At 71.6% G+C, this 22,135-nt stretch carries 21 protein-coding genes; 12 read left to right on the top strand and 9 right to left on the bottom strand.

What is annotated here, in order from left to right; genetic code table 11:
* Positions 1-25 precede the first annotated feature (25 nt).
* Positions 26-832, bottom strand: a complete 807-nt coding sequence (locus F4559_RS10725) for a cyclase family protein (RefSeq protein ID WP_312865573.1) — start codon at positions 830-832, stop codon at positions 26-28.
* Between the two features lie 809 nt (positions 833-1,641).
* Here F4559_RS10725 and F4559_RS10720 point away from each other — a divergent pair.
* From F4559_RS10720 to ispH, 4 genes are all read left to right on the top strand, one after another.
* Positions 1,642-3,057: a family 2B encapsulin nanocompartment shell protein gene (locus tag F4559_RS10720; RefSeq protein ID WP_184668049.1), complete on the top strand. Its 1,416-nt coding sequence runs from the start codon at positions 1,642-1,644 to the stop codon at positions 3,055-3,057.
* Between the two features lie 35 nt (positions 3,058-3,092).
* On the top strand, positions 3,093-4,499 hold the full coding sequence (locus F4559_RS10715) for a family 2B encapsulin nanocompartment shell protein (RefSeq protein WP_312865572.1): 1,407 nt from the start codon (positions 3,093-3,095) through the stop codon (positions 4,497-4,499).
* 309 nt (positions 4,500-4,808) lie between these two features.
* Complete coding sequence (locus F4559_RS10710; RefSeq protein ID WP_184668048.1) at positions 4,809-5,849, top strand: family 2 encapsulin nanocompartment cargo protein polyprenyl transferase; 1,041 nt, start codon at positions 4,809-4,811, stop codon at positions 5,847-5,849.
* Between the two features lie 125 nt (positions 5,850-5,974).
* Positions 5,975-6,910, top strand: a complete 936-nt coding sequence (gene ispH, locus F4559_RS10705; protein WP_184668047.1) for a 4-hydroxy-3-methylbut-2-enyl diphosphate reductase — start codon at positions 5,975-5,977, stop codon at positions 6,908-6,910.
* Positions 6,911-7,188: 278 nt separating this feature from the next.
* On the opposite strand, the gene F4559_RS10700 is transcribed toward ispH, so the two are convergent.
* Positions 7,189-9,726, bottom strand: a complete 2,538-nt coding sequence (locus tag F4559_RS10700; RefSeq protein WP_184668046.1) for an FtsX-like permease family protein — start codon at positions 9,724-9,726, stop codon at positions 7,189-7,191.
* Positions 9,726-10,496 carry an ABC transporter ATP-binding protein gene (locus F4559_RS10695; protein ID WP_184668045.1) on the bottom strand — a complete coding sequence of 257 codons (771 nt, stop codon included), beginning with the start codon at positions 10,494-10,496 and terminating at the stop codon, positions 9,726-9,728. The genes F4559_RS10700 and F4559_RS10695 overlap by 1 nt, the downstream gene beginning before the upstream one ends.
* A gap of 394 nt (positions 10,497-10,890) precedes the next feature.
* On the opposite strand from F4559_RS10695, the gene F4559_RS10690 reads away from it, so the two are divergent.
* Positions 10,891-11,232, top strand: coding sequence for a DUF742 domain-containing protein (locus tag F4559_RS10690; RefSeq protein ID WP_184668044.1), 342 nt, complete (start codon positions 10,891-10,893; stop codon positions 11,230-11,232).
* A 349-nt stretch (positions 11,233-11,581) separates the two neighbouring features.
* Here F4559_RS10690 and F4559_RS10685 read toward each other — a convergent pair whose 3' ends face one another.
* On the bottom strand, positions 11,582-12,292 hold the full coding sequence (locus F4559_RS10685; protein WP_184668043.1) for an anti-sigma factor family protein: 711 nt from the start codon (positions 12,290-12,292) through the stop codon (positions 11,582-11,584).
* A 4-nt stretch (positions 12,293-12,296) separates the two neighbouring features.
* The gene (locus F4559_RS10680) at positions 12,297-12,830 is read right to left on the bottom strand and encodes a sigma-70 family RNA polymerase sigma factor (protein ID WP_246445133.1); all 534 of its coding nucleotides are present in this window, start codon (positions 12,828-12,830) and stop codon (positions 12,297-12,299) included.
* 207 nt (positions 12,831-13,037) lie between these two features.
* Here F4559_RS10680 and F4559_RS10675 point away from each other — a divergent pair, with 207 nt between their 5' ends.
* Genes F4559_RS10675 through F4559_RS36260 form a run of 4 tightly spaced genes read left to right on the top strand, consistent with a single transcriptional unit; the run spans position 13,038 to position 16,445 of the window.
* Positions 13,038-13,562 carry a hypothetical protein gene (locus F4559_RS10675; RefSeq protein ID WP_184668042.1) on the top strand — a complete coding sequence of 175 codons (525 nt, stop codon included), beginning with the start codon at positions 13,038-13,040 and terminating at the stop codon, positions 13,560-13,562.
* A gap of 8 nt (positions 13,563-13,570) precedes the next feature.
* A complete protein-coding gene (locus tag F4559_RS10670; protein WP_184668041.1) occupies positions 13,571-14,272 on the top strand; it encodes a DUF4142 domain-containing protein in 702 nt (233 codons plus the stop codon).
* A 41-nt stretch (positions 14,273-14,313) separates the two neighbouring features.
* A complete protein-coding gene (locus F4559_RS10665; RefSeq protein WP_184668040.1) occupies positions 14,314-15,144 on the top strand; it encodes a ferric reductase-like transmembrane domain-containing protein in 831 nt (276 codons plus the stop codon).
* Positions 15,141-16,445 carry an NAD(P)/FAD-dependent oxidoreductase gene (locus tag F4559_RS36260; RefSeq protein WP_184668039.1) on the top strand — a complete coding sequence of 435 codons (1,305 nt, stop codon included), beginning with the start codon at positions 15,141-15,143 and terminating at the stop codon, positions 16,443-16,445. The genes F4559_RS10665 and F4559_RS36260 overlap by 4 nt, the downstream gene beginning before the upstream one ends.
* A gap of 10 nt (positions 16,446-16,455) precedes the next feature.
* Here F4559_RS36260 and F4559_RS10655 read toward each other — a convergent pair whose 3' ends face one another.
* The 3 genes from F4559_RS10655 to F4559_RS10645 all read right to left on the bottom strand — a co-directional run bounded on the left by F4559_RS10655 (position 16,456) and on the right by F4559_RS10645 (position 18,675).
* Entirely contained in the window at positions 16,456-16,653 is a 198-nt protein-coding gene (locus F4559_RS10655) for a hypothetical protein (protein ID WP_184668037.1), read from the bottom strand.
* 49 nt (positions 16,654-16,702) lie between these two features.
* A complete protein-coding gene (locus tag F4559_RS10650; RefSeq protein ID WP_184668035.1) occupies positions 16,703-17,803 on the bottom strand; it encodes a YeiH family protein in 1,101 nt (366 codons plus the stop codon).
* A 170-nt stretch (positions 17,804-17,973) separates the two neighbouring features.
* A complete protein-coding gene (locus F4559_RS10645; RefSeq protein WP_184675648.1) occupies positions 17,974-18,675 on the bottom strand; it encodes a lysophospholipid acyltransferase family protein in 702 nt (233 codons plus the stop codon).
* A gap of 91 nt (positions 18,676-18,766) precedes the next feature.
* On the opposite strand from F4559_RS10645, the gene F4559_RS10640 reads away from it, so the two are divergent.
* Genes F4559_RS10640 through F4559_RS10630 form a run of 3 tightly spaced genes read left to right on the top strand, consistent with a single transcriptional unit; the run spans position 18,767 to position 21,877 of the window.
* Positions 18,767-19,954 carry a PP2C family protein-serine/threonine phosphatase gene (locus F4559_RS10640; protein WP_184668033.1) on the top strand — a complete coding sequence of 396 codons (1,188 nt, stop codon included), beginning with the start codon at positions 18,767-18,769 and terminating at the stop codon, positions 19,952-19,954.
* Positions 19,951-21,447, top strand: coding sequence for a sensor histidine kinase (locus F4559_RS10635; RefSeq protein WP_184668032.1), 1,497 nt, complete (start codon positions 19,951-19,953; stop codon positions 21,445-21,447). Before F4559_RS10640 ends, F4559_RS10635 begins: the two co-directional genes overlap by 4 nt.
* Positions 21,440-21,877 carry a response regulator gene (locus tag F4559_RS10630; RefSeq protein ID WP_184668030.1) on the top strand — a complete coding sequence of 146 codons (438 nt, stop codon included), beginning with the start codon at positions 21,440-21,442 and terminating at the stop codon, positions 21,875-21,877. The genes F4559_RS10635 and F4559_RS10630 overlap by 8 nt, the downstream gene beginning before the upstream one ends.
* Here the strand turns inward: F4559_RS10630 and F4559_RS10625 are convergent.
* A complete protein-coding gene (locus tag F4559_RS10625; protein ID WP_184668028.1) occupies positions 21,861-22,130 on the bottom strand; it encodes a GNAT family N-acetyltransferase in 270 nt (89 codons plus the stop codon). The two genes, F4559_RS10630 and F4559_RS10625, sit on opposite strands and share 17 nt — an antisense overlap.
* Positions 22,131-22,135 lie beyond the last annotated feature (5 nt).

Raw genomic sequence — 22,135 nt, 5'->3', positions numbered from 1 at the left:
GCCGCACCGGGACACGCCCCGGCCCTCAGCGCCGGGGCACGAAGGCGAACACGGTCGCCGGCGAGCCGGAACCGCGGCGGTTGATCGTGCCCCCGACCAGGACGTGCGCCCCGGTCTCCGGCAGTTTCGCCAGGTTGGCCAGGATCTCCAGGCTGATCCGGTGCTCGCGGTAGAGCAGCTTCGACACCCGGTACTCCGCGTCCAGCGCCGACTCCGGGCTGAACGTGTCCGTGCCCAGCGCACCACGCCGCCCCAGCCGCCCGGTGCGCACCAGCCACTGCACGGCGGCCAGCGAGAAGCCCGGCTGGTGCATGCGCCCCTGCGTGTCGTAGTTGTAGAACGCGGGCGTGCCCCAGCGGTCCTCCCAGCCGGTCCACAGGATCACGGCCGCCTCGTTCGGGATGCGACCGTGCTTGCGCTCCCAGCGCTGGAGGTCGTCGACGGTGACCTCGTAGTCGGCGTCGCGCCGGGCCTTGTCGCGCACGTCGATCTTCACGGCGGGCAGGAACAGGTCCTCGACGTCGAGTTCGTCGGCCGCGGGCTCGTCGCTGTTGAAGTGCGCGGGCGCCCCCCAGTGCGTGCCGGTGTGCTCGCCCTGCTCCACGTACTGGAGGTAGAAGCCGTCCTCGGGGACGGTGGTGATCGTGGTGAGCTTGAACGCGGGGTCCCCGGGATAGACGTTGGTCCGGTCCGGGTCGTTCACGTGCGACAGGCTCACCAACCGGTGGTCCCGCAACCCCGGCGCCCCGGCCGCACCGGCCGTGCCCGTACCCGCCGCGATCATGCCACCCACCGTCGTCGCCACACCCGCGAGCATCGACCGTCTGCGCACCGTCGACCATCCTTCTGCCTAGCCGTCACCCGATCCGGGCAACGGTACCGGCAGGGATGTACCCAAACGACGATCACTCGGCCGACACGATCCAGCCCCGAACGGATCAGCTTCGGTCCACGCGTACGAGTGACCGGGCGCGGCGACCACGGACCGTCACCCGACTCCCGGCCCGGACGATCCCCACCGGGCACCTCATGGCACCTACCGGTGGCCGCGGGCCGGAATCCCGCTTCCGAACGCCCCGCGATCGCGGCGACCGGTCGTGACCGCAATGCCACCCGTCCCGGCGACGAAGTACCGCGACGGATGACAGGCGGTGTCGATCACCCGGCGGACCGATGCACATCGACGCCGAATCCGACGGTCGACGAAGCCCACTCCACTCGAACGCCCCCGCCTTTCCTCCAATGCGAGTAAAGCTCCGATTGCTACCCGGGCAAACATTCCGCGAAATCCACGCCTGCCATGGCCCGACCGGCGTACACCCCTACGAATGATCTTCGTGGGCAATACCACCGGAATAGTGACGGTTGCACTGGCGCGGAGCAGCGTCAACGGCCTTTTCGGGTGAAGATCACTAGTTCGAACAGGGGATCAATCCCAGATCGCCGGTGGCCGAACGCCGATCGGGGCAGAAATTCACCCGTTGTCGCTATTCCCACCCTCAATCGGCACAGCGCGTATAGCGAAGTGGTACTGCTAGCGCAACGGGCTGTCCCCGCTATGGGCGCTTACGCACGCGCATTCGGCCTCACTAGCGTTCGGCCCCGGACCGAAGACCGAAAATCCGATTGGCGGTGTACGTGGTGACTGTGACCGATTCGCTCACCCCGGACGTGGAGAACGAGCAGCCGAGGCTGAGCCTCGGTACGGCGGCGGCCCGGAATCTGGCGACGACGACCAAGTCCGTCCCCCAGATGCAGGGCATCACCTCCCGGTGGCTGCTCAAGGTCCTGCCCTGGGTCGAGGCGTCGGGCGGCGCGTACCGCGTCAACCGCCGGCTCAGCTACGCGATCGGCGACGGCCGGCTGAGTTTCACCAACGTCGGCGCGGAGGTCAGCGTCGTACCCCAGGAACTCGTCGAACTCCCGCTGCTGCGCGACTTCGACGACGTGGAGGCGTTGACCGCGCTCGCCCGCCGCTTCCGGCAGCGCGAGTACGAGGTCGGCCAGGTGATCGTCGAGGAGGGCCGACCGAAGAACGAGGTCTTCCTCATCGCGCACGGCAAGGTCGACAAGATCGGCGCGGGCGAGTACGGCGACCAGACCGTGCTCGACGTCCTGGCCACCGGCGGCTACTTCGGCGACCAGGTGCTCGCCGGCCCGCAGGGCGAGTGGGAGTACACCGTCAAGGCGGTGACCCCGGTGATCGTCCTGTCGCTGTCGTGGGACGACTTCGAGCAGCTCAACGGCGAGGCGGGCGCGCTGCGGTCGCACATCCAGCGGGCGTACTCGCGGGGCGTGAAGAAGCAGAACGTCCACGGCGAGGCCGAGATCGACATCGCCTCCGGCCACGACGGCGAACCCGACCTGCCCGGCACCTACGTCGACTACGAGCTGGCGCCGCGCGAGTTCGAGCTGAGCGTCGCCCAGACCGTGCTGCGCGTGCACAGCCGCGTCGCCGACCTCTACAACCAGCCGATGAACCAGGTCGAGCAGCAGTTGCGGCTGACCATCGAGGCCCTGCGCGAACGCCAGGAGTACGAGATGGTCAACAACCGCGAGTTCGGCCTGCTCCACCAGGCCGACCTCAAGCAGCGCATCCACACCCGCAGCGGCCCGCCGACCCCCGACGACCTCGACGAGCTGCTGGCCACGGTGTGGAAGCAGCCCACCGCGTTCCTGGCCCACCCCAAGGTGATCGCCGCGTTCGGCCGTGAGTGCTCCAAGCGCGGCATCTACCCGTCGAACGTCGACCTCGGCGGCAACCAGGTGCCCGCGTGGCGCGGCGTGCCGCTGCTGCCGTGCAGCAAGCTGGAGATCTCCTCGAAGCGGACCAGCTCGATCATGCTGCTGCGCGCGGGCGAGGACAACCAGGGCGTCATCGGCCTGCACCAGACCGGCCTGCCGGACGAGTACCAGCCCGGCCTGTCCGTGCGCTTCATGAACGTCGACGAGAAGGCGATCATCTCCTACCTCGTCAGCGCCTACTACTCGACGGCCGTGCTGGTGCCCGACGCGCTCGGCGTGTTGGAGAACGTCCAGCTCGGCCGCGAGGACTGAAGTCCCCACCCAGCGCAGAGAGCGGATTTCCTGACGTGACCGTGACAGACCCCGGCCACTCCGTCGCAGAGGCCGTCGAGGACCAGCGGCGTGCCCTCGGCACGGCGGCGGCCCGGAACCTGGCGTCGACCACCAAGTCCACGCCCCAGATGCAGGGCATCTCGCCCCGGTGGCTGCTGCGGCAGCTGCCGTGGGTGCGCACCGACGCCGGTACGTACCGGGTCAACCGCCGGCTGAGCTACGCGATCGGCGACGGCCGCGTGACGTTCACCGGCACCGGCTCGGACATCCGGGTCGTCCCCCAGGAGCTGCGCGAGCTGCCGGCGTTGCGCGACCTCGCCGACGACGCGCTGCTCGACGCGCTCGCCAACCGGTTCGAGCAGCGCGAGTTCGGCGTCGGCGACGTGCTCGTCGAGGCCGGCCGCCCGGCCGACGAGGTGTTCCTCGTCGCGCACGGCAAGGTCAACAAGATCGGCGCGGGCGAGTACGGCGACCAGACCGTGCTCGACGTGCTCGCCGACGGCGACCACTTCGGCGACGAATCGCTCGCGGGCGAGGACGAGCGGTGGGAGTACACCGTCAAGGCGGTCACCCCGGTGATCGTGCTGGTGCTGCCGTGGGGCGTGGTCGAGGGCGTGGCCGCCGACGTGGTGCGCGCGCACGCGCGGGCCGTCGAGCAGGGGCGGGCCAAACCGCAGAACAAGCACGGCGAGGCCGCGATCGACATCGCGGCCGGCCACACGGGCGAGCCCGACCTGCCCCTGACCTTCGTCGACTACGAGCTGGCGCCGCGCGAGTACCAGCTCGAGGTGGCGCAGACGGTGCTGCGGGTCCACACCCGCGTCGCCGACCTGTTCAACAAGCCGATGAACCAGACCGAGCAGCAGTTGAAGTTGACCGTCGAGGCCCTGCGCGAACGCCAGGAGCACGAGATGCTCAACAACCCGCGCATCGGGCTGCTGCACAACGCGGACCTCAAGCAGCGCATCCACACCCGCGGCGGTCCGCCGACGCCCGACGACCTCGACGAGCTGCTGTCCCGGCGGCGCAAGACCCGGTTCATGCTGGCCCATCCGCGCGCGATCGCGGCGTTCGGCCGCGAGGTGACCCGGCGCGGTCTGTACCCGAACGTGATCGACGTGGAGGGGACGCGGGTCATGACGTGGCGCGGCGTGCCGCTGCTGCCGTCGGACAAGATCCCGATCACGTCGCAGGGCACGAGTTCGATCCTGGCCATGCGCGTGGGCGAGGACGACCAGGGCGTCGTCGGCCTGCACCAGACCGGCATCCCCGACGAGTACGAGCCGGGCCTGAGCGTCCGGTTCACCGGCATCGACGAGAAGGCGATCATCTCCTACCTCGTCACCGCCTACTACTCGGTGGCCGTCCTGGTGCCGGACGCGTTGGGCGTGCTGGAACACGTGGAGGTCGGCCGCTACTGACGGCCCGGGGAACCGGCCCCGACGGACCGGTTCCCCGCTCGCCCGGCGTGCCGACGCCATCGTGCCGAAGGCCCACCCCCGCACAGGGACGGACTTCCGGCACCGGCAGGCCGGTTCTCCCCTTGTGGGCAAGGGTTTCCGCCGCCGTCCGATCGCCACGAGCCGCGCGGCGACACCTCGGAACGGCACCAAAGGGCTCGACGGGAGTGGGTCGCGTCGAGCCCTTCGGTGCTTCCGGTCCCCGCCGCGCCCACCCCTCGCTCCCCCGCACCTTCCCTTCCTTCGATCCCGTTTCCGGACAGGAGAGTGATGACCGATCTCGACGTGACACCCGCGCGCCGCGGCGCGCGCGAGGTGCTCAGCTGGAGCCGCCGCGGGGTCGACCCGGCCCTGCGCGCGGCCGTCGACCGACTGCCCGCCGCGATGCGCGACGTCGCCGGCTACCACTTCGGCTGGTGGGACGAGAACGGCCGGGTCGTCGGCGCGGACGCGGGCAAGGCGATCCGGCCCGCCCTGGTGCTGCTGTCCGCACGGGCCGTCGGCGGCAGCGCCGAGGAAGCCATGCCCGCGGCCGTCGCTGTGGAGCTGGTGCACAACTTCTCGTTGCTGCACGACGACGTGATGGACGGCGACCGCACCCGCCGGCACCGGCCGACGGCGTGGACGGTGTTCGGCGTCAACACCGCGATCCTGGCCGGCGACGCCCTGCTGACCCTGGCGCTGGACGTGCTCGCGGCCAGTGGCCACCCCTGCGCGCAGCGGGCGATCCGGGTGCTGAGCGCGGCCGTGCAGTCGTTGCTCGGCGGGCAGAGTTCCGATCTCGCGTTCGAGGAACGCCGGTCGGTCGCGGTCGCCGAGTGCGTGCGGATGGCCGAGCTGAAGACCGGCGCGCTGCTCGGCGCCTCGTGCGAGTTGGGCGCGCTGTACGGCGAGGGCGCACCCGAGCGGGTCGCGCACCTGCGGGCGTTCGGCGACCGGTTGGGGCTGGCGTTCCAGTTCGTCGACGACCTGCTGGGCATCTGGGGCGATCCCGGGGTGACCGGCAAGCCCGTCCACTCGGACCTGGCCAACCGCAAGAAGTCGCTGCCGGTGGTCGCGGCGCTCGCGTCGGACACCCCGGCCGGGCGGTCGCTGGACGCGCTGTACCACGCGGCCGAACCGCTGTCGGCCGACGACCTGGCCCGGGCCGCGACGTTGATCGAGGCCGCCGGTGCCCGCGCGTGGAGCCGGGAACGCGCCGACACGCTGCTCGCCCAGGCCCGCGCCCACCTCGACGCCGCCGGTCCCGAACGCGATCCGGCCGAGGAGCTGACGGCCCTCGCCCGGTTGGTCGCCGACCGCGACCACTGATCCCGCGAGTCCTCCACCCGGACACCGGGATACGCGTCCGGGCACCGGAGAAGCGCACGCCCCCGAGGTCCGGGCCGACCGGTCCCCGCCCGACCTCACGTCAAGCCCAGTCTGGAGCACCGACCATGGCCTTCCCCGTTGTGCTGCTCGCCTCGCCCCGGTCGTTCTGCGCCGGTGTCGAGCGGGCGGTCGAGATCGTCGAGAGGCTGCTCGACCAGCGCGGCGGCCCCGTCCACGTGCGCAAGCAGATCGTGCACAACGTGCACGTCGTCGCCGACCTCGAGGCCCGGGGCGCGGTGTTCGTCGACGAACTCGACGCCGTGCCCGACGGCGCCACGGTCGTCTTCTCCGCGCACGGCGTCTCCCCCGCCGTCCGCGCCGAGGCACGCCGCCGGGACCTGGAGGTGGTCGACGCGACGTGCCCGCTGGTCACCAAGGTCCACGCCGAGGCACGCCGGTTCGCCGCACGCGGCGACACCGTGGTCCTCATCGGCCACGCCGACCACGAAGAGGTCGAGGGCACGTTCGGCGAGGCACCGGAGAGCACCGTGGTCGTCGCGACCCCGGAGGAGGTGGCCGCGCTGGAGGTCCCCGACCCGGACCGGGTCTCCTACCTGACCCAGACCACGCTCGCCGTCGACGAGGCGGCCGAGGTCGTCGCCGCGCTCCGGGCCCGGTTCCCCCGGCTGAAAGGCCCGTCGTCCGACGACATCTGCTACGCCACGACCAACCGCCAGGAGGCCGTCCGCGAGGTGGCCGGGGACGCCGACCTCGTGCTGGTGGTCGGCTCGGCGAACTCGTCCAACTCGGTCCGCCTGGTCGAACTCGCCCGCCGCCAGGGCGTGCCCGCGCACCTGATCGACGACGCGTCCGCGATCGACCCGGAGTGGTTGCGCGACGTGCAGGTCGTCGGGTTGAGCGCCGGCGCGTCCGCGCCGCCGAGGCTGGTCGACGACGTGATCGCGGCGCTGGGCGCGTGGGACGTGCAGGTCCGCGAGACCACCCGCGAGACCATCCGGTTCACGCTGCCCGGCATCGTGCGCCGGGGCGACCGGGGTTGACCACCCGTCGGCGGCGATGACGCGGCACGGCACCCGTCCGCGACCACCGGCTCCGGGTCGGTCGGACAGGATGCGGCCGGCTCACGATGCCCGGCGCGCACGCCCCGACGGGCTCGTGGTGGCTTTCGTCGACGGTCCCCGCCGAGGAAGACCCCGGACGAGCGGCGACAGCCCGTCCCCGTACACCCCGTCGTCGGAGCGGCCACGGCAGCTCCGACGACGGACTCGCGCGGGGTGGGTGGACGCCGGAACCCCCAGCGCCCCGGCGTCCACCCGGTTCACTCGTAGGAGATGGCCTGCAGGACGTTGAGCCGCGCGGCGCGGATCGCGGGCAGGATCGCCGCGACCACGCCGACCACCGCGGCCAGCGCCAGGTACCCGCCGAGCTGGGACCACGGGATGCTCAGGTCCGTCACGCCCTGGTCCTTGAGCGCCCGCACCGCGGCGAAGCCGAGGCCGGTGCCGACCACGAGGCCCAGCAGCGCGCCGAACACCGAGATCACCACCGACTCGACGGTGATCATGCGCATCACCTGGGCCCGCCGCATGCCGATCGCCCGCAGCAGGCCCAGTTCGCGGGTCCGCTCGATCACCGACAGCGCCAGCGTGTTGATCACGCCGAGCACCGCGATGAGGATCGCCAGGGCCAGCAGGATCTGGATCATCACCAGGACCGTGTCCAGCTGCGACGCCTGCTGCTTCACGTACGAGCTGAGGTCCTGCACGGAGATCTCGGGGTTGTCGGCGAACAGCGGCTCGATCCGCTTGCGCACGGCACCGGCGTCGGCGCCGTCGGCGACCCGGACGAACGCGTCGGTGATCCGGTCCCGGCCGAACTCCGCGGCGACCGCCGTCGGCACGACGACCGTGCCGCTGAGCAGCGTGCTCTTGGCGTAGACGAACGCCACGGTGTACGTGCGCTCCTCGCCCTTGGTCGTCTGGAGCCTGGCGGTGGAGCCGACCTTGAGGTTCTGCTCGGTGGCGATCTCCTCGGTGAGGCCGATCTGGCCGGCCCGCACGTCGCCGAGCGTGCCCTCCTTGGCGGTCATGCCGAAGATCGTGTGCATGGCGGGCACGTCGGTCATGGCACCGGCGAACCGGGGCTTGCCGTCGAGCAGGACCTGGTCGCCGTACCAGCCGAACGACTGGCGCACGCCTTCGGTCTTCGCGACCCGGTCCATGTCGGCGGCCGTGAACGACCCGCCACCGCCGCTGTTCTCGTTCTCGCCCGAGATGATCAGGTCCGCCTTGATCTGGGTGTCGGCGATCTTGGTCAGGCTCGCGGTGGCGGAGGTGAGGACCACGCTCACGCCGGTGATCAGCGCGATGCCGACCATCAGCGCGGCGGCGGTGATCGCCGTGCGCCGCGGGTTGCGGGCCGAGTTGCGGCGGCCGAGCAGACCCGGCACCGACCACGACAGCAGTCGGCCGATCACCGACACGACCGGTCGGCTGATCAGCGGCGTCAGCAGGGCCACGCCGACGAACGACACGACCAGGCCGCCCATGATCAGCGTCAGCTGCCCCTGGTCGAAACCGATCACCAGGCCGGTGCCGCCCAGCGCGCCGAGCACGGCGCCGGCGATCGTGGGCCGGGTCAGCGGGCGGTCGGGGGTGGCGGCCTCGCGCATCGCGGCGACCGGCGGGATGCGCGAGGCGCGCAGCGCGGGCAGCAGGGCGGCGAGCACCGTCACCACGAGACCGACCGAGAACGCGGAGATGATCGCGCTCGACGGCACGGACAGGCCGGCGAGCGTGAGGCTGCTGCCGCCGAACGTGGCGAAGAACTGCGCCAGGGCCGCGCCGACACCGATGCCGGCACCCAGGCCGACCACCGAGGCGACCAGGCCGATGACCACGGCTTCGAGCACGACCGTGCCGATCATCTGGCCCCGGCCGGCGCCCATCGCCCGCAGCAGCGCCAGTTCACGGGTGCGCTGCGCGACGAGGATGGAGAACGTGTTGAGGATGATGAAGATGCCCACGAACAAGGCGATGCCCGCGAAGCCCAGCAGGATGTAGTTGAAGAACTTCAGGCCCTCGCCGACCTGGTCGGCCGACTCCTTGGCCAACTGGGTGCCGGTCTTGACCCGCACGCCGTCGCCGAGCGCGGACTGCACGCGGTCGCGCAGGGCGTCCTGCGCCACACCGGCCTTGGCCTCGGCGGTGATGCCGGAGTACGCGTCCTTCCTGCCCAGCAACAACTTCTGCGCGGTGGGCGTGGTGAAGGCGGTGATCATCTCGCCGCCGAGCGAGTCGCGGCCACCGGGGTAGCCGAAGATGCCCGAGACGGTGAACGACCTGCGCGGTTCGAGGGTGAGGACGTCGATGCGCTGCCCGACCTTGTACCCGCCGACCTTGGCGACGTACGCGGAGACCGCCACCTCGTCGTCGGCGCGCGGGGCGTGGCCCTCGCGGAACTCCTCACGGCCACCGTCGCGCCAGGCCGTGCCCATGCGCGGGGCGCCGGAGGTGGTGAGCACCTTGCCGTCGGAGCCGATCGGCCGAGCCGAGCCGACCACGTCGCCGTACGCCTTGTCGACCCCGTCCACGGCCTGGACCTTGGCCAGGTCCGCGGGCGCGAGCGTGCCGGACAACGCGGCGTCCGGGCTGTCGCCGTCGACCTTGGACGGCACCGAGACCTGCACGTCGACGTCGCTGTAGGCCGAGCTGAACAGGTCCTTGAACGAGCGGTCGAGCGTGTCGGTCAGCACGAACGAGCCGGACACGAACATCACGCCCAGCACGACCGACAGGCCGGACAGCAGCAGGCGGACCTTGCGCGACAGCAGGCTCTTGAGCGTCGCCTTGAACATCAGGCCACGACCAGTTCTTCGTCGCCGTCGAGGTTCTTCATGGTCTCCAGCACGGCGTCGGCCGTGGGGTGGTGCAGTTCGCGCACGATGCGACCGTCGGCCAGGAAGATCACGCGGTCCGCATAAGAGGCCGCGACCGCGTCGTGCGTGACCATGACGATCGTCTGGTCGAACTCGGTGGACGAGCGACGCAGGAAGCCGAGCACCTCGGCGCCGGAGCGCGAGTCCAGGTTGCCGGTCGGCTCGTCGGCGAACACGACCTGCGGGCGGGACACCAGCGCGCGGGCGCAGGCCACGCGTTGCTGCTGGCCGCCGGAGAGCTGGGTCGGCCGGTGCGAGAGGCGGTCGCGCAGACCGACCGTCTCCACGACCAGGTCGAACCACGCGCGGTCGACCTTGCGCCCGCCGATGGCGAGCGGCAGCGTGATGTTCTCCTCGGCGGTGAGGGTCGGCAGCAGGTTGAACTGCTGGAAGATGAAACCGACCCGGTCGCGGCGCAGTTCGGTCAGGCCCTTGTCGCGCAGGCCGTTGACCTTGGTGTCGCCGATCCACACGTCACCGGAGTCGATCGTGTCCAACCCGGCCAGGCAGTGCATGAGCGTCGACTTGCCGGAGCCGGACGGCCCCATGATCGCGGTGAACCGGCCGCGGTCCAGTTCCACGCTCACCCCGCCGAGGGCGGTGACCGCGGCTTCGCCCGTGCCGTAGGACTTCCACACGTCGACGGCTCTTGCCGCCGCTTCGCTCTTGCCTGCCACCAGGTCCTCCATGCGCCCTCACGACGCTCCCCGTCGTGTTGGGACGAATGGTGTCCGGTCGCGGGGTGGCGGCGCGTCCGGCAGGCCCCTGATCATCGGTCGGGGAAGACCCCGAGACGGCTCCGGGCGTTCAGGTCGGGGACGCGTCCGCGTCGCCGCCGTCGGGGAGGATGTGCCCATCCCAGCCGCCGTTTCCGAGGGTCGGTCATGAATCCCACGCCCATCGGGTGATCCCACGTCGACCCCGGGTGATCATGGAGTCGCGCAGCGTCCTGACATCGTTGACCGCGTCTCAATTGGCGGGAAGCGGGCGACATCTGTTCGTTATCAACGTAGGGTCGACGCTCGTCAGCAACCCTGACCGCTCGGCCGCGAAGACGACTTCGACCGCTTGAGGAGCTTGGTGGTGTCGACCCTCCGGGTGCGCCCTTACACCAGGACCGGCGGGCGCACGCGCTCGACGACGGCGTTGGCGATCGAGGCGATCGTGACGACCAACGACCGTGCCGACCGCGACGCGCTCACGTCGACCGCCGAGCACCGCGCGATCGGCGACCTGTGCCGGCTGCCGCACTCGGTCGCCGAGGTGGCGGCGCGGTTGAGCCTGCCGTTGGGTGTCGTGCGGGTGCTGTTGTCGGACATGTCCGACCTGGCGTTGATCAACGTGCACGAGGGCGAGGACAGCCCGGACGGCGGCCCGTCGTTGGCGCTGATGGAACGCGTCCTGCTGGGCCTGCGCCGCATCTGACCCGCGAGTTATACGTTCGGACACCGCGAAATGTGCGTTCAGGTACCGCGAAATGTGCGTTCGGGCACCGCGAGTCGTGCACTCCGACAACGTGAGTCGTGCGTTCGGGCACCGGCCGGCGGACACCCGGGCCCGATGGGTCCCGCCCTGGGCAGCCCGGGACACGCACTCGGCAGCCCCACCGCTCGCGCTTCCTGGCGCCGATGTGGCCATCCGAGCGTGGTGCCCGACCGCACGGCTCGCGACGCCTGCCCTCGGTGCCCGAGTGCACATTTCGTGGTGTCTGAACGCACAACTCGTGGTGTCCGAACGTATGACTCGCGGGGTGTCCGAGTGGAGGACTCGCGGGTCAGAGGGGGAGCGAGACCAGGGTGGTGCCGGCGGCGTCGCGGATGGTGAACTCGGCGATCTCGTGCCAGCGCAGGAAGGTGCCGGCGTGGAACGTGATCGGGGACCGCGCGTCCGGCGCGAGCCAGCTGCCCATCACGAGACTCTCGCCCGACGTCGAGGTGACCAGGAGTTCGCAGCGGGTCCGGCCCCGCACGCCACGCACCTCCAACTGCACCGACGTGCCCCACGTCTCCGGCACGCCCGCGATGCGCCCCTCGACACCGGTCCCGGGATCGGTCCGGTGGAGTTGTGACCCCGCCGCGGTCAGGTTGTTCGCCACGCCCGACGGCGACGGCACCGTCGTGGGCACCGCGAGGTCGTCGACCGGACCGGCGATCGTCAGGGTCACGAAGGCGGTCACCGCGACCAGCACGGCGGCAGCGGCGGCCACGCCCGACGCGAGGTGCCGGCGCCGACGTGACCGGTCCGCCGAGACCACGTCCAGCATCGCGCGCACCGACCGGCCGTCCGGGCGTTCGCCCGCGTGGGCGCGCAGCACGCCGTTGGCGTCGGCCTCGTCGAGCAGGTCCGGCAGCACGGCGAAGTCGCGCAGGTCCAGCGCGCACCGACGACATTGGGCGAGGTGGTTCTCGAACGCGTCGACCTCGTCCTCGTCCAGGATGCCGAGGACGTACGCCGCCACGTCGACGTGGTCGGTGGACGATGTCACCGTGTCAGCCCCGATCCTGCAACGCGCGACGGAGGGCACGCAGCGCGTAGTACACCCGTGACTTGACCGTGCCGGGCGGAACGCCCAGTACCGCCGCGGCCTCCCCGACCGTCCGGTCGCGCAAGTAGGTTTCGAGGATAGCCTCCCGATGTTCCTCCGTCAGCGCGTTCAACGCCTCGGCGACCACGATGGCGGCCAGCGTCCGGTCCGCCTCGTCGCGCACGGGTGCCTCGTCGGACGGCGTCAACTCGGACTCCTGCGGGCGGACGCTCCGCTTGCGACGGTCGTCGATCACCAACCTCCGGGCCACGGTGAACAACCACGAGCGGAGCAGGACGGGGTCGCGTTCGAGCTTCTCCGCGTTGCGCCACGCGCGGACCAGCGTCTCCTGCACGATGTCCTCGGCCCACTGGCGGTCGTTGCCGGTCAGCCGCATCGCGTGCCCGAGCAGCGCGCCGCCGAACTCCTGGTAGAGCCGACGGATCAACTCGTCCTCGACGTCCACGTCCGGCCACGACCGTTCCCGCTGGGGGTCCATGCTGCGTCTGTGCCGCGCCACGCCGAGCATCCAAGCGCGCCCGACGGCACCGCGTCGAGACCTCGCGCCGAGAAAATTGTCCCCGAGTCGTTGGTGAACCGTCATCACACCGTGTCCGTACTTCCCGGTACCCGCCGCACAGGCCACGACAAGTCACCCGTTCTTTAGGCCGTTCGGCGTACCCGCCCACAGCAGAGAGGACCGACGATGCGAGGTCGACGTACCACAGGTGCGTTGCTCGCCGTGACGGTGTCGACGACGTTGGTCGGCGCGTGCGGCACGCGGACCCCGCCGGCACCGGACCCCGCCCCCGCGCCGCGGTGGGGCGCACAGCCGCACCAGATGCTCGCCGCGACCGCGTCGGACCGCGTCGGGCAGTTCGTCGCCGACGCGGCCGGCTTCGCCCTGTACCGGTCGGACCGCGACAGCGCCGACCCGCCACAGTCCACATGCGACGGTGTGTGCGCGCGGACGTGGCCGCCCGTCCTGGTGTCCGAGCACACCATGACCGCCGGTGTCGACCCCACCCTTGTCGGCTCGGTGGCCCGCCCGGACGGCCGCCGACAGGTCACGCTCGCCGGTCGACCGCTCTACCGCCACGCCGGCGACCGGCGGGCCGGAGACCTGTCCGGCCAGGGCCTCGACGGGGTCTGGTTCGCGGTCACGCCGGAGGGCCGGAAAGCCCCGGCGGAGTCCGCCACACCATCGGCAAAGGATGGTGGCGGCTCCTGAGCGACGCCATGTCACCGAAGCTCCTCACGACAATCCTTTTAGGACTCGTACTGCTCCTCGGGGGCACCGCGCACGCCGACGACCCACCCGCCGGCACCGTGCGGCAGACCCCGCTCGGCCCCGTCACCGCAGCCGACCTCGACCTGCTGGTGAAGGTCCGCCAGGCGGGCCTGTGGGAGATGCCCATGGGCGAGGAGGCGCAGACCCGGGCGTCCTCGCCCCGGGTCAGGGACGTCGGCCGCCAACTCGCCGCCGACCACCGCTTCCTCGACGACCGCGTGACCGCGCTGGCGGGCCTGCTCGGCGTACCCCTGCCCGCCGAGCCCAACGCCGACCAGCGCTCGTGGATGGCCGAACTGCGCGGCCGGTCCGGGCCGGACTTCGACGTCGCGTTCGCCGACCGGCTGCGCGCCGCGCACGGCAAGGTGTTCGCCTTCGTGGCCAAGGTCCGCACGGAGACGACCAACGACGCCATCCGCCGGTTCGCCCAGGTCGGCGTCGACATCGTCATGAAGCACATGACCCTGTTGGAGAGCACGGGCCTGGTCACCCGTGCCGGGCTGGCCGAACCCGTCGCCGCCGCCCCGCCCGGCGACCGGGCGTCGACCACGTCGCCGGGCGTCCCGGCCGTCCTGCTGCTCTGCCTGGTGGGCGTGGCCGCCACCCTCGGCCTGCTGCGCCTGATCCGACCGCGCGACACCGTGGCCTGAACCCGGCGCGCTCTCCCCCGCCATCCCGGAGGTCGATTCCCTTGCTCTCCCAGGTTCCGTCGCTGGTCGCGCAGGCGACCGGCGACGACCACGACGCCGGGGTGCGCCACGTCGCGCAACTCTCGGCGCGCACCGCCTACGTGTTCACGTGTGCCACCCTGTCCTGGGGCGTGCTGATCGCGACGGGCTGGGCGAACCGGATCGCCGGTCGGCACGGCCTGCGCAACAGCCACATGGTGCTGGCGACCCTGGCCCTGGCGTTCGGCTGCCTGCACGCGGTCGCGTTCACGCTGCTGCGCGTCGACCCGTTCGGCCTGGCCCGGATCGCGGTGCCGCTGGCCGACGGCGGCCAGGCCCGGCACGCGCCGGGCATCGTCGGCCTGGAGCTGATGCTCGCGATCGCGTGCACGGCCGGGCTGCGCAAGAGGATCCACTACCGGCGCTGGCTGCGACTGCACCAACTCGCCTACCCGGCCGTGGCGCTGACCGTCGTCCACTCGTGGCTCGGCGCCGCGGCGAACGGCACGGTGGCCGTGCTGTGGCTGGCCGGGCTGACCGTCCTGGTGCCGACCGTGACCGTGGCGGCGGCCCGGTTCCTGCCGCCGCACGTGCTGGTGCGGCTGGGCATGCTCGAACCGGAGCCCGGTTTCGCGCCCGGACCGGGCGGCACCGGTCTGGACGTCAGCGTGGACAACGAGCGGTGCCACCGGTACGGCGTGTGCCAGGCCGAGGCGCCGGTGCTGTTCCAGCTCGTCGACGACGAACGCCTGCGCTACGAGCGCCGGCCGCCGCCCGAGCTGTTCGCCAAGGCGCGGGCCGCCGCGCGGGCGTGTCCGATGCGGGCCATCGAGCTGCGGGAGCGTGTGCGGTGAACGAGGAGCGGATCGTCGTCGCGGGTGGCGGACTGGCCGGGCTGCGGGCCGGCGAACGTGTGCGGGAGCTGGGTTTCCGGGGCGAGCTGGTGATCGTCGGCGCGGAACGCCACCTGCCCTACCACCGCCCGGCGCTGTCGAAGGAGGCGGTCCTCGGCGAGCTGCGCGCCCGCGACCTGCGGCTGGCGGCCGGCCGGGAACTGGACGCGGTGTGGCGGCTGGGCACGGCCGTGACGCACCTGGAGCCGGACCGGCACGTCGTCGGCCTGCCCGGCGGCGAGGAGCTGTCCTACGACGGGCTGGTGGTGGCGACCGGCGTCGAGCCCCGGCACCTGGCCGGCGCACCGCGCCACGACCCCCGGGTCCACGTGCTGCGCACGGTCGACGACGCGCTCGCGATCAAGCGGGCGATCGGGGCGACGCAGGGCCTGGTCGTGGTCGTCGGCGGCGGGCTGATCGGCTGCGAGCTGGCGTCGACGGTCCGGGCGCTGGGCCGGGACGTGGCGATCGTGAGCCGGTCGGGGATGTTGCTGGGCAACGCGGTCGGTCGGGACATCGCCGAGACCGTGACCCGCGCCCACCGGTCGCACGGCGTGCGGCTGGCGCTGGGCGTGGACATCCGGCACTGGGTGCGCCAACGGGGCGGTGTCGGCGTGCACCTGTCGGACGGGCAGGTGTTCTTCGCGGCCGTGGTCGTGATCGCGGTCGGCGCGTCGCCCGCCACGGCGTGGCTGCGCGGCTCGGGGTTGGACGTGTCCGACGGCGTGCTGTGCGACCCGACGTGCCACGTCGTGGGCGCGTCCGACGTCGTGGCGGCGGGCGACGTCGCCCGCTGGCCGAACCTGCGCTTCCCCGGCCCGCCGCGCCGCGTGGAGCACTGGCTCAACGCGGTGGAGATGGGCCGGGCGGCGGCCGAGAACCTGTTGGCGGGCCGGTCGGATGCCCGCCCGTTCACGCCGGTGCCGCGGTTCTGGACCGAGCAGTACGGCATGCGCATCCAGGGTTCGGGGCTGCCGGCGACCGGCGACGACACGATCACGCTCGCCGCGTCCCGCAAGGACCACCGCACGGTGACCGGCTTCGTGAAGGGCGGCCGACTGGTCGGCATGGTGGGTCTCGACGCGCCCACCGCGATGATCAGGCTGGCGCCGGAGCTGTGGCGCCAGAACGGGGTCGCGGCGCCCGCGCGCGCCCTGCCCGGCCACCGCCCGGACCCGGTCGGGACACCGGCCCACGCGCCGGTCGTGCGGGCACGGCCGGTCGGTCGACGGCTGGTCCGGATCGGTCCCCGCGACCGGTGAGGTCGCGTCGTCAGCGGCGGCGTTCCGAGACGGCGGCGGACAGCAGGGAGATCGCGGCGAGGAAGCAGGCCCCCGCCGCGACACCCCGCCAGGCGACCGGTTCGTGGACCACGAGGATGCCGTTCCACGTGGCGACACCGAGGAAGACGGCGGACAGGATCACCAGGGGGATCGACCACTGGCGCGCACGAGGTGTGTCGGCCTCCATGTGAGGTGAATGGTCCTCGCCCGGGGCGGCGTTACGCGACTCGCGGGTTTCAGAACAAAAGGAGGGCAAGTCCCAGCGCGGCCACGAGGTTGACGGCCGTGGCCGCGGCGAACACGCCGACCGGGCGCCACCCGGCCTGTTTCAGGGCGCCCGCGCGGAATTCCAGACCGATGCTCACGAAGGCGAGGATGAGGAACCAGGTGCGCAGGTCGTTCACGACGCCGATGGCGGCCTTGCTCGTGGCCGCCGACACCTGCTCGGAGTAGATCGTGGCGACGATCGACGTCGCGAGGAAGCCGAGCACGAACTTGGGGAAGCGCTGCCACAACTGCCGCCCGGCCGACACCGTGGTCGAGCGCTTCTCCACCTTCAGCGCGAAGTACGCGGTCAGGGCCACGGCTACCACGCCCAGCAGCGCGTTCTGGGTGACCTTCACGATCGTCGCGTACTTGAGCGACTCCTCGCCCGCGAGCGAGCCCGCCGCGGTCACGGCCGCCGTGGTGTCGATGTTGCCGCCGATCCACGCGCCCGCCACCTCGGGCGTGAGGCCGAGCCACGTCGCGGCCAACGGCAGCACGAAGATCGACGGCAGGGCGAACACGATCACCAGGCTCGCGCTGTACGCCAACTGCTCGCGTCGCGCCTGCACGGCGCCCGCCGCCGCGATCGCCGCGCTCACGCCGCAGATCGCCACGGCCGCCGACAGCAGCGCGCGCAGCTTCTCGTCCAGCCCGAGCTTCCCGCCCAACCACCACGAGAACCCGAACACCACGCTGATCAGCACGATCGACTGCGCAATCGCGGGACCGGCCGCGCGCACGATCACCGCCAGGTTGATCGACGCGCCCAGCAGCACCAGGCCGGTCTTGATGAAGAACTCGGTGCGGAAGCCGCCGGAGAGCCGATCACGCAGTCCCGTCACGCTGAGCACCGCGTTGCCCAGCAGGCCCAGGGCGATGGCGTAGATCGGGAACTCGACCGCGGCGCCGATCCCCTCCAACCCGGTGCCCTTGGTCCATTTGGGCACACCCGTCGACAACCACCGGGCGACCCAGGACAGCACCAGCACGGCCAGGACGCCGAGGACCGCGAACAGCACTGGCGAGCGGGATTCCTCGGCGGCCGGGGTGGACGCCTCCGGGGCGGCCATCACGGCACCAGGCCGGGCTTGATCGCGCCCACCAGGGCGAGCGCGAACAGGGCGAGGCCGACCACCACGGCCAGCCAGTCCTCGTCGATCCGGCGACCACCGGGTGCACCCATCGCTCACGCTCCGACCTGGGGAAGGGAGCCCGAACGTAGCGACACGGCTGCGCCGCGTCACCGCTTCCCAGGATGTGGAAGTTCCCGGACGCCCACGAGCAGGGTCGTGATCGCGGCCATGATCCGTTCCGTCGCCAGGTCGAGGACCTGTCTGGTGTGTTCGAGGTCGTAGAGGTCCGACAGGTCGACCTCGGCGCCGGCCACCACGTGCACCTTCCGCCACGGCCGCGGCACGAAGCTCCCCACCGGCAGCAGCGACCGCGTGCCCCACTGGGCCACCGGCACGACCGGCGTCCGGGTGGCCAGCGCCAGCCGGGCCACGCCGTTCTTGCCGCGCATCGGCCACCCGTCGGGGTCGGTGGTGAACGTGCCCTCGGGGTAGACGATCACGCACTCCCCCGCGTCGAGGGCCTCGCGCGCCACGTCCACCGCGCGACCGGCGCGCACCGTGCCGCGGTCGACCGGGATGTGCCGGCCGGACCGCATCACCCACCCCACGACCGGTGCCCGCCACAGGCTCGCCTTGGCCAGGTACCGGGGCACCCGACCGGACGCGAGCGTGAACGCGGTCAACGTCACGGGATCGGCGAACGACAGGTGGTTGGACGCCAGCAGCACCGGCCCGCGTCGGGGCACGTGCCCGTGCCCGGCCATCCGCATCCGCACGAACAGGACCACGAACGGCCACAGCAGGTCGATCGCGACCGAGTACCAGAAGCCACGACCACGCCGGGGCAGCCGGCCGGTCAACACCACCATCCTGGAGAAGCTCACATGCGCATCCTCGCCGCAGGCCGGCCGCACCCCGTCACCGACCGGGGCTGATCGGGTTCGACTACTGTTCTCCGGCGTGGCAGGGCTCTCCGGATCGCGGTCCTCGGCGGACCGCATCACCGTACTCCTCGTCGAGGACGACGAGGGCGACGCCGTGCTGGTCGAGGCGCTCCTGGACGAGGTCGGCGCGGACGTCGACCTGCTACGCGCGCGCACGCTGCGCGAGGCGGCCCGGATGGTGGGCCGGGTCGACTGCGTGCTGCTCGACCTGGGCCTGCCCGACACCACCGGCCTCGACGGCCTGACCCGGCTGCTGGACCGGGCCGCGCCCGCGGCGATCATCGTGCTGACCGGCATGCACGACGAAGGGCAGGGCATCCTCGCGGTCACCGCCGGCGCCGAGGACTACCTGGTCAAGGGCCAGGTCGACGGTCGCGGCCTGCTGCGCGGCATCCGGTACGCGGTCGGCCGCAAACGGGTCGAGGAGACCCAGCGGCAACTGCGCGACGAGAAGCTCCTGGCCGCCGAGAAGACCCGGCTCGAACGCGGCCTGCTGCCGTCGCCGATCATGCACGGCGACGACCTGGGCTGGGCACACCGCTACCGGCCCGGCGGCAGCCGGATGCTGCTCGGCGGTGACTTCTACGACGTGGTGCGCACCGACGACGGGACGCTCCACGTGCTCATCGGCGACGTCTGCGGGCACGGCCCGGACGAGGCCGCGATCGGCGTGTTCCTGCGCATCGCGTGGCGGGCGCTGGTGCTGGCCGGGCAGGAGCCGTCGCGGGTGCTGCGCACGCTGCACGAGATCCTGGAGCACGAACGCCACCAGCCGGGCCTGTTCACCACGGCGTGCATGCTCACCGTGTCGCCGGACCGCCGCTGGGCGCGGGTCTACCTGGCCGGGCACCCCGAGCCGATGCTGATCGTCGGCGGCCGGGTCGTGGAACTGCCGCGCGACCGGGCGGGGCTGCCGCTGGGCGTGCTGCCGGACAGCTCGTGGGACGGGCTCGACGTGCCGCTGCCGCCGGGGTGGAGCCTGCTGCTCTACACCGACGGTCTGGTGGAGGGCCGGGTGATCGGCGACGTCGAGCGGCTGGGTTCGGAACGGCTGATCGACCTGATCCACGACATCACCCGGCACGGGTCGGACTGGGACCCCGAGGCGCTCATGGACGAGTTGATCGACCGGGTGGAACGGCTCAACGGCGGGGAGTTGGACGACGACATGGCCGTGCTGCTGATCTCGGACCGGGGCGCATGACGGACTACCGGACGAGGTGGCCCGCGAGCCGCCTGCTGATCGCCGCCGTCACGATCCTGATCATCGTGAGCGCGAGCGCGATCACCGCGATCGCGGTGGCGCTGGCCGACCTGACCGAGGCCCGGGTGGAGGTGCTCGACGAGATCGGGCCGACCCGCCGGCTCGTCATCGAACTGGAAGGCACGCTGGTCGACCAGGAGACCGGCGTGCGCGGGTTCGCGCTGACCGCCAACCCGGACTTCCTCACCCCGTACTCGAACGGCCAGGACGCCGAGAAGCAGATCGAGGACGCGGCCCGCGCCGCGATCCGGACCGCGCGCCCGGACCTGGCGCTGCGGCTGGACGACATCGCGGCGCTGTCGTCGGCGTGGCGGCTGGAGTTCGCGGAACCGCTGATCGTGCAGGTGCACGCCGCCGGGTCGCCGCAACTGGTCGCCAACGACACCGAGCGCGGCAAGGCGTTGTTCGACCGGGTCCGCAACGCGCTCTCGGCGCTGCGGGGCGACCTGAACACCGCGTTCGACGCGTCCCGCGACCGGCTCGACGAGGTCGCCGACCAGGTGCTGTACCTGTCGATCGGGCTCGGCGCGCTGCTGGTCGTGATCATCGCGGGCGTGGCGATCGTGCTGTACCGGATCCTGATCGCCCCGCTGACCGGCCTGGCCGCGCAGGTCAGGAGAGTGTCGGCGGGCGACTTCACGCACGAGGTCGACGTGAACGGACCGCGCGAGACCGTCATGCTCGGCCAGGACGTCGACACGATGCGCACCCGCATCCTGCGCGACGTCGAGGAGCTGCGGCGGTCCAACGCCGAACTGGAGCAGTTCGCCTACGTGGCCTCGCACGACCTCCAGGAGCCGCTGCGCAAGGTGGCGAGCTTCTGCCAGCTGCTGGAACGCCGCTACTCGGGTCAGCTCGACGAGCGCGGCGAGCAGTACCTGCGGTTCGCGGTCGACGGCGCCAAGCGCATGCAGGTCCTGATCAACGACCTGCTCGCGTTCTCCCGCGTCGGCCGGATCACCCGCGAGCAGACCGTGGTCGACTGCGCCGAACTGGTCCGGCAGGTGCTCGACAACCAGTCCGAGACGATCGAGCGGCTGGGTGCCGTCGTCGAGGTGGGCGAGCTGCCGTCGGTGCGCGGCGAGGGTTCGCTGCTCGGCGGCGTGTTCGGCAACCTGATCGGCAACGCGCTGAAATTCCACGGCACCGAGCCGCCGCTGGTCAGGGTGTCCGCGCAGCGAACGGGTGAGTTCTGGACGTTCACGGTCTCCGACAACGGGATCGGGATCGAGCCCGAGTACGCTGAGCGCGTTTTCGTGATCTTCCAGCGGCTGCACCACAAGGACGACTACCCGGGCACGGGCATCGGCCTCGCGATGTGCCGCAAGATCGTCGAGTACCACGGTGGCACCATCTGGTTGGCATCCGACCGGGAAGCCGGCACCACCTTCGAGTTCACCTTGCCAGTCGTGGAGGACGTCCAGGATGAGTGACCCGTTGAGCGTGATCGACGTCCTGCTCGTCGAGGACGACCCGGGCGACGCCCTCATGACGCAGGAGGCGTTCGAGCACCACAAGATCCGCAACCTGCTGCACGTGGTGCGCGACGGCGTCGAGGCGCTGGAGTTCCTGCGGCGGGAGGGCCGGTACGCCGACGCCCCCCGCCCGGGTCTGATCCTGCTCGACCTCAACCTGCCGAAGATGGACGGCCGCGAGGTGCTCGCCGAGGTCAAGGCGGACGCGTCGCTGCGCTCGATCCCGGTGGTCGTGCTGACCACGTCCGAGGCCGAGGAGGACATCCTGCGCAGCTACAACCTGCACGCGAACGCCTACGTGACCAAGCCGGTGGACTTCGACCGGTTCATCGAGGTCGTCCGGCAGATCGACGACTTCTTCGTCACGGTGGTCAAGCTGCCCCGGTGAGGTCCGGGTTCTTGTCCAGGTACGACTTGACGAACGGGCACTCCGGCACGACGGTCGCCCCCTGGCCACGCAGGTCGAGCACCGCGTGCCGGATCAACGTGCCACCGAAACCCTTGCCCTCGACGTGGACCTCGGTGTGTGTGAGGACCACCTCGTCGCCGTCGCGGGTGTAGTCGACGAAGCCGACGAGGTCGCCGCCGTCGGTGATCTCGTAGCGGGACTGGTCCGGGTTGTCGGACACGGACGTGCTCACGGGCG

The sequence above is a fragment of the Saccharothrix violaceirubra genome, assembly GCF_014203755.1.
Lineage (GTDB): Bacteria > Actinomycetota > Actinomycetes > Mycobacteriales > Pseudonocardiaceae > Actinosynnema > Actinosynnema violaceirubrum.
Note: the sequence above shows the minus strand (reverse complement) of the source record. Positions and strands in the feature narration are given on the sequence as shown.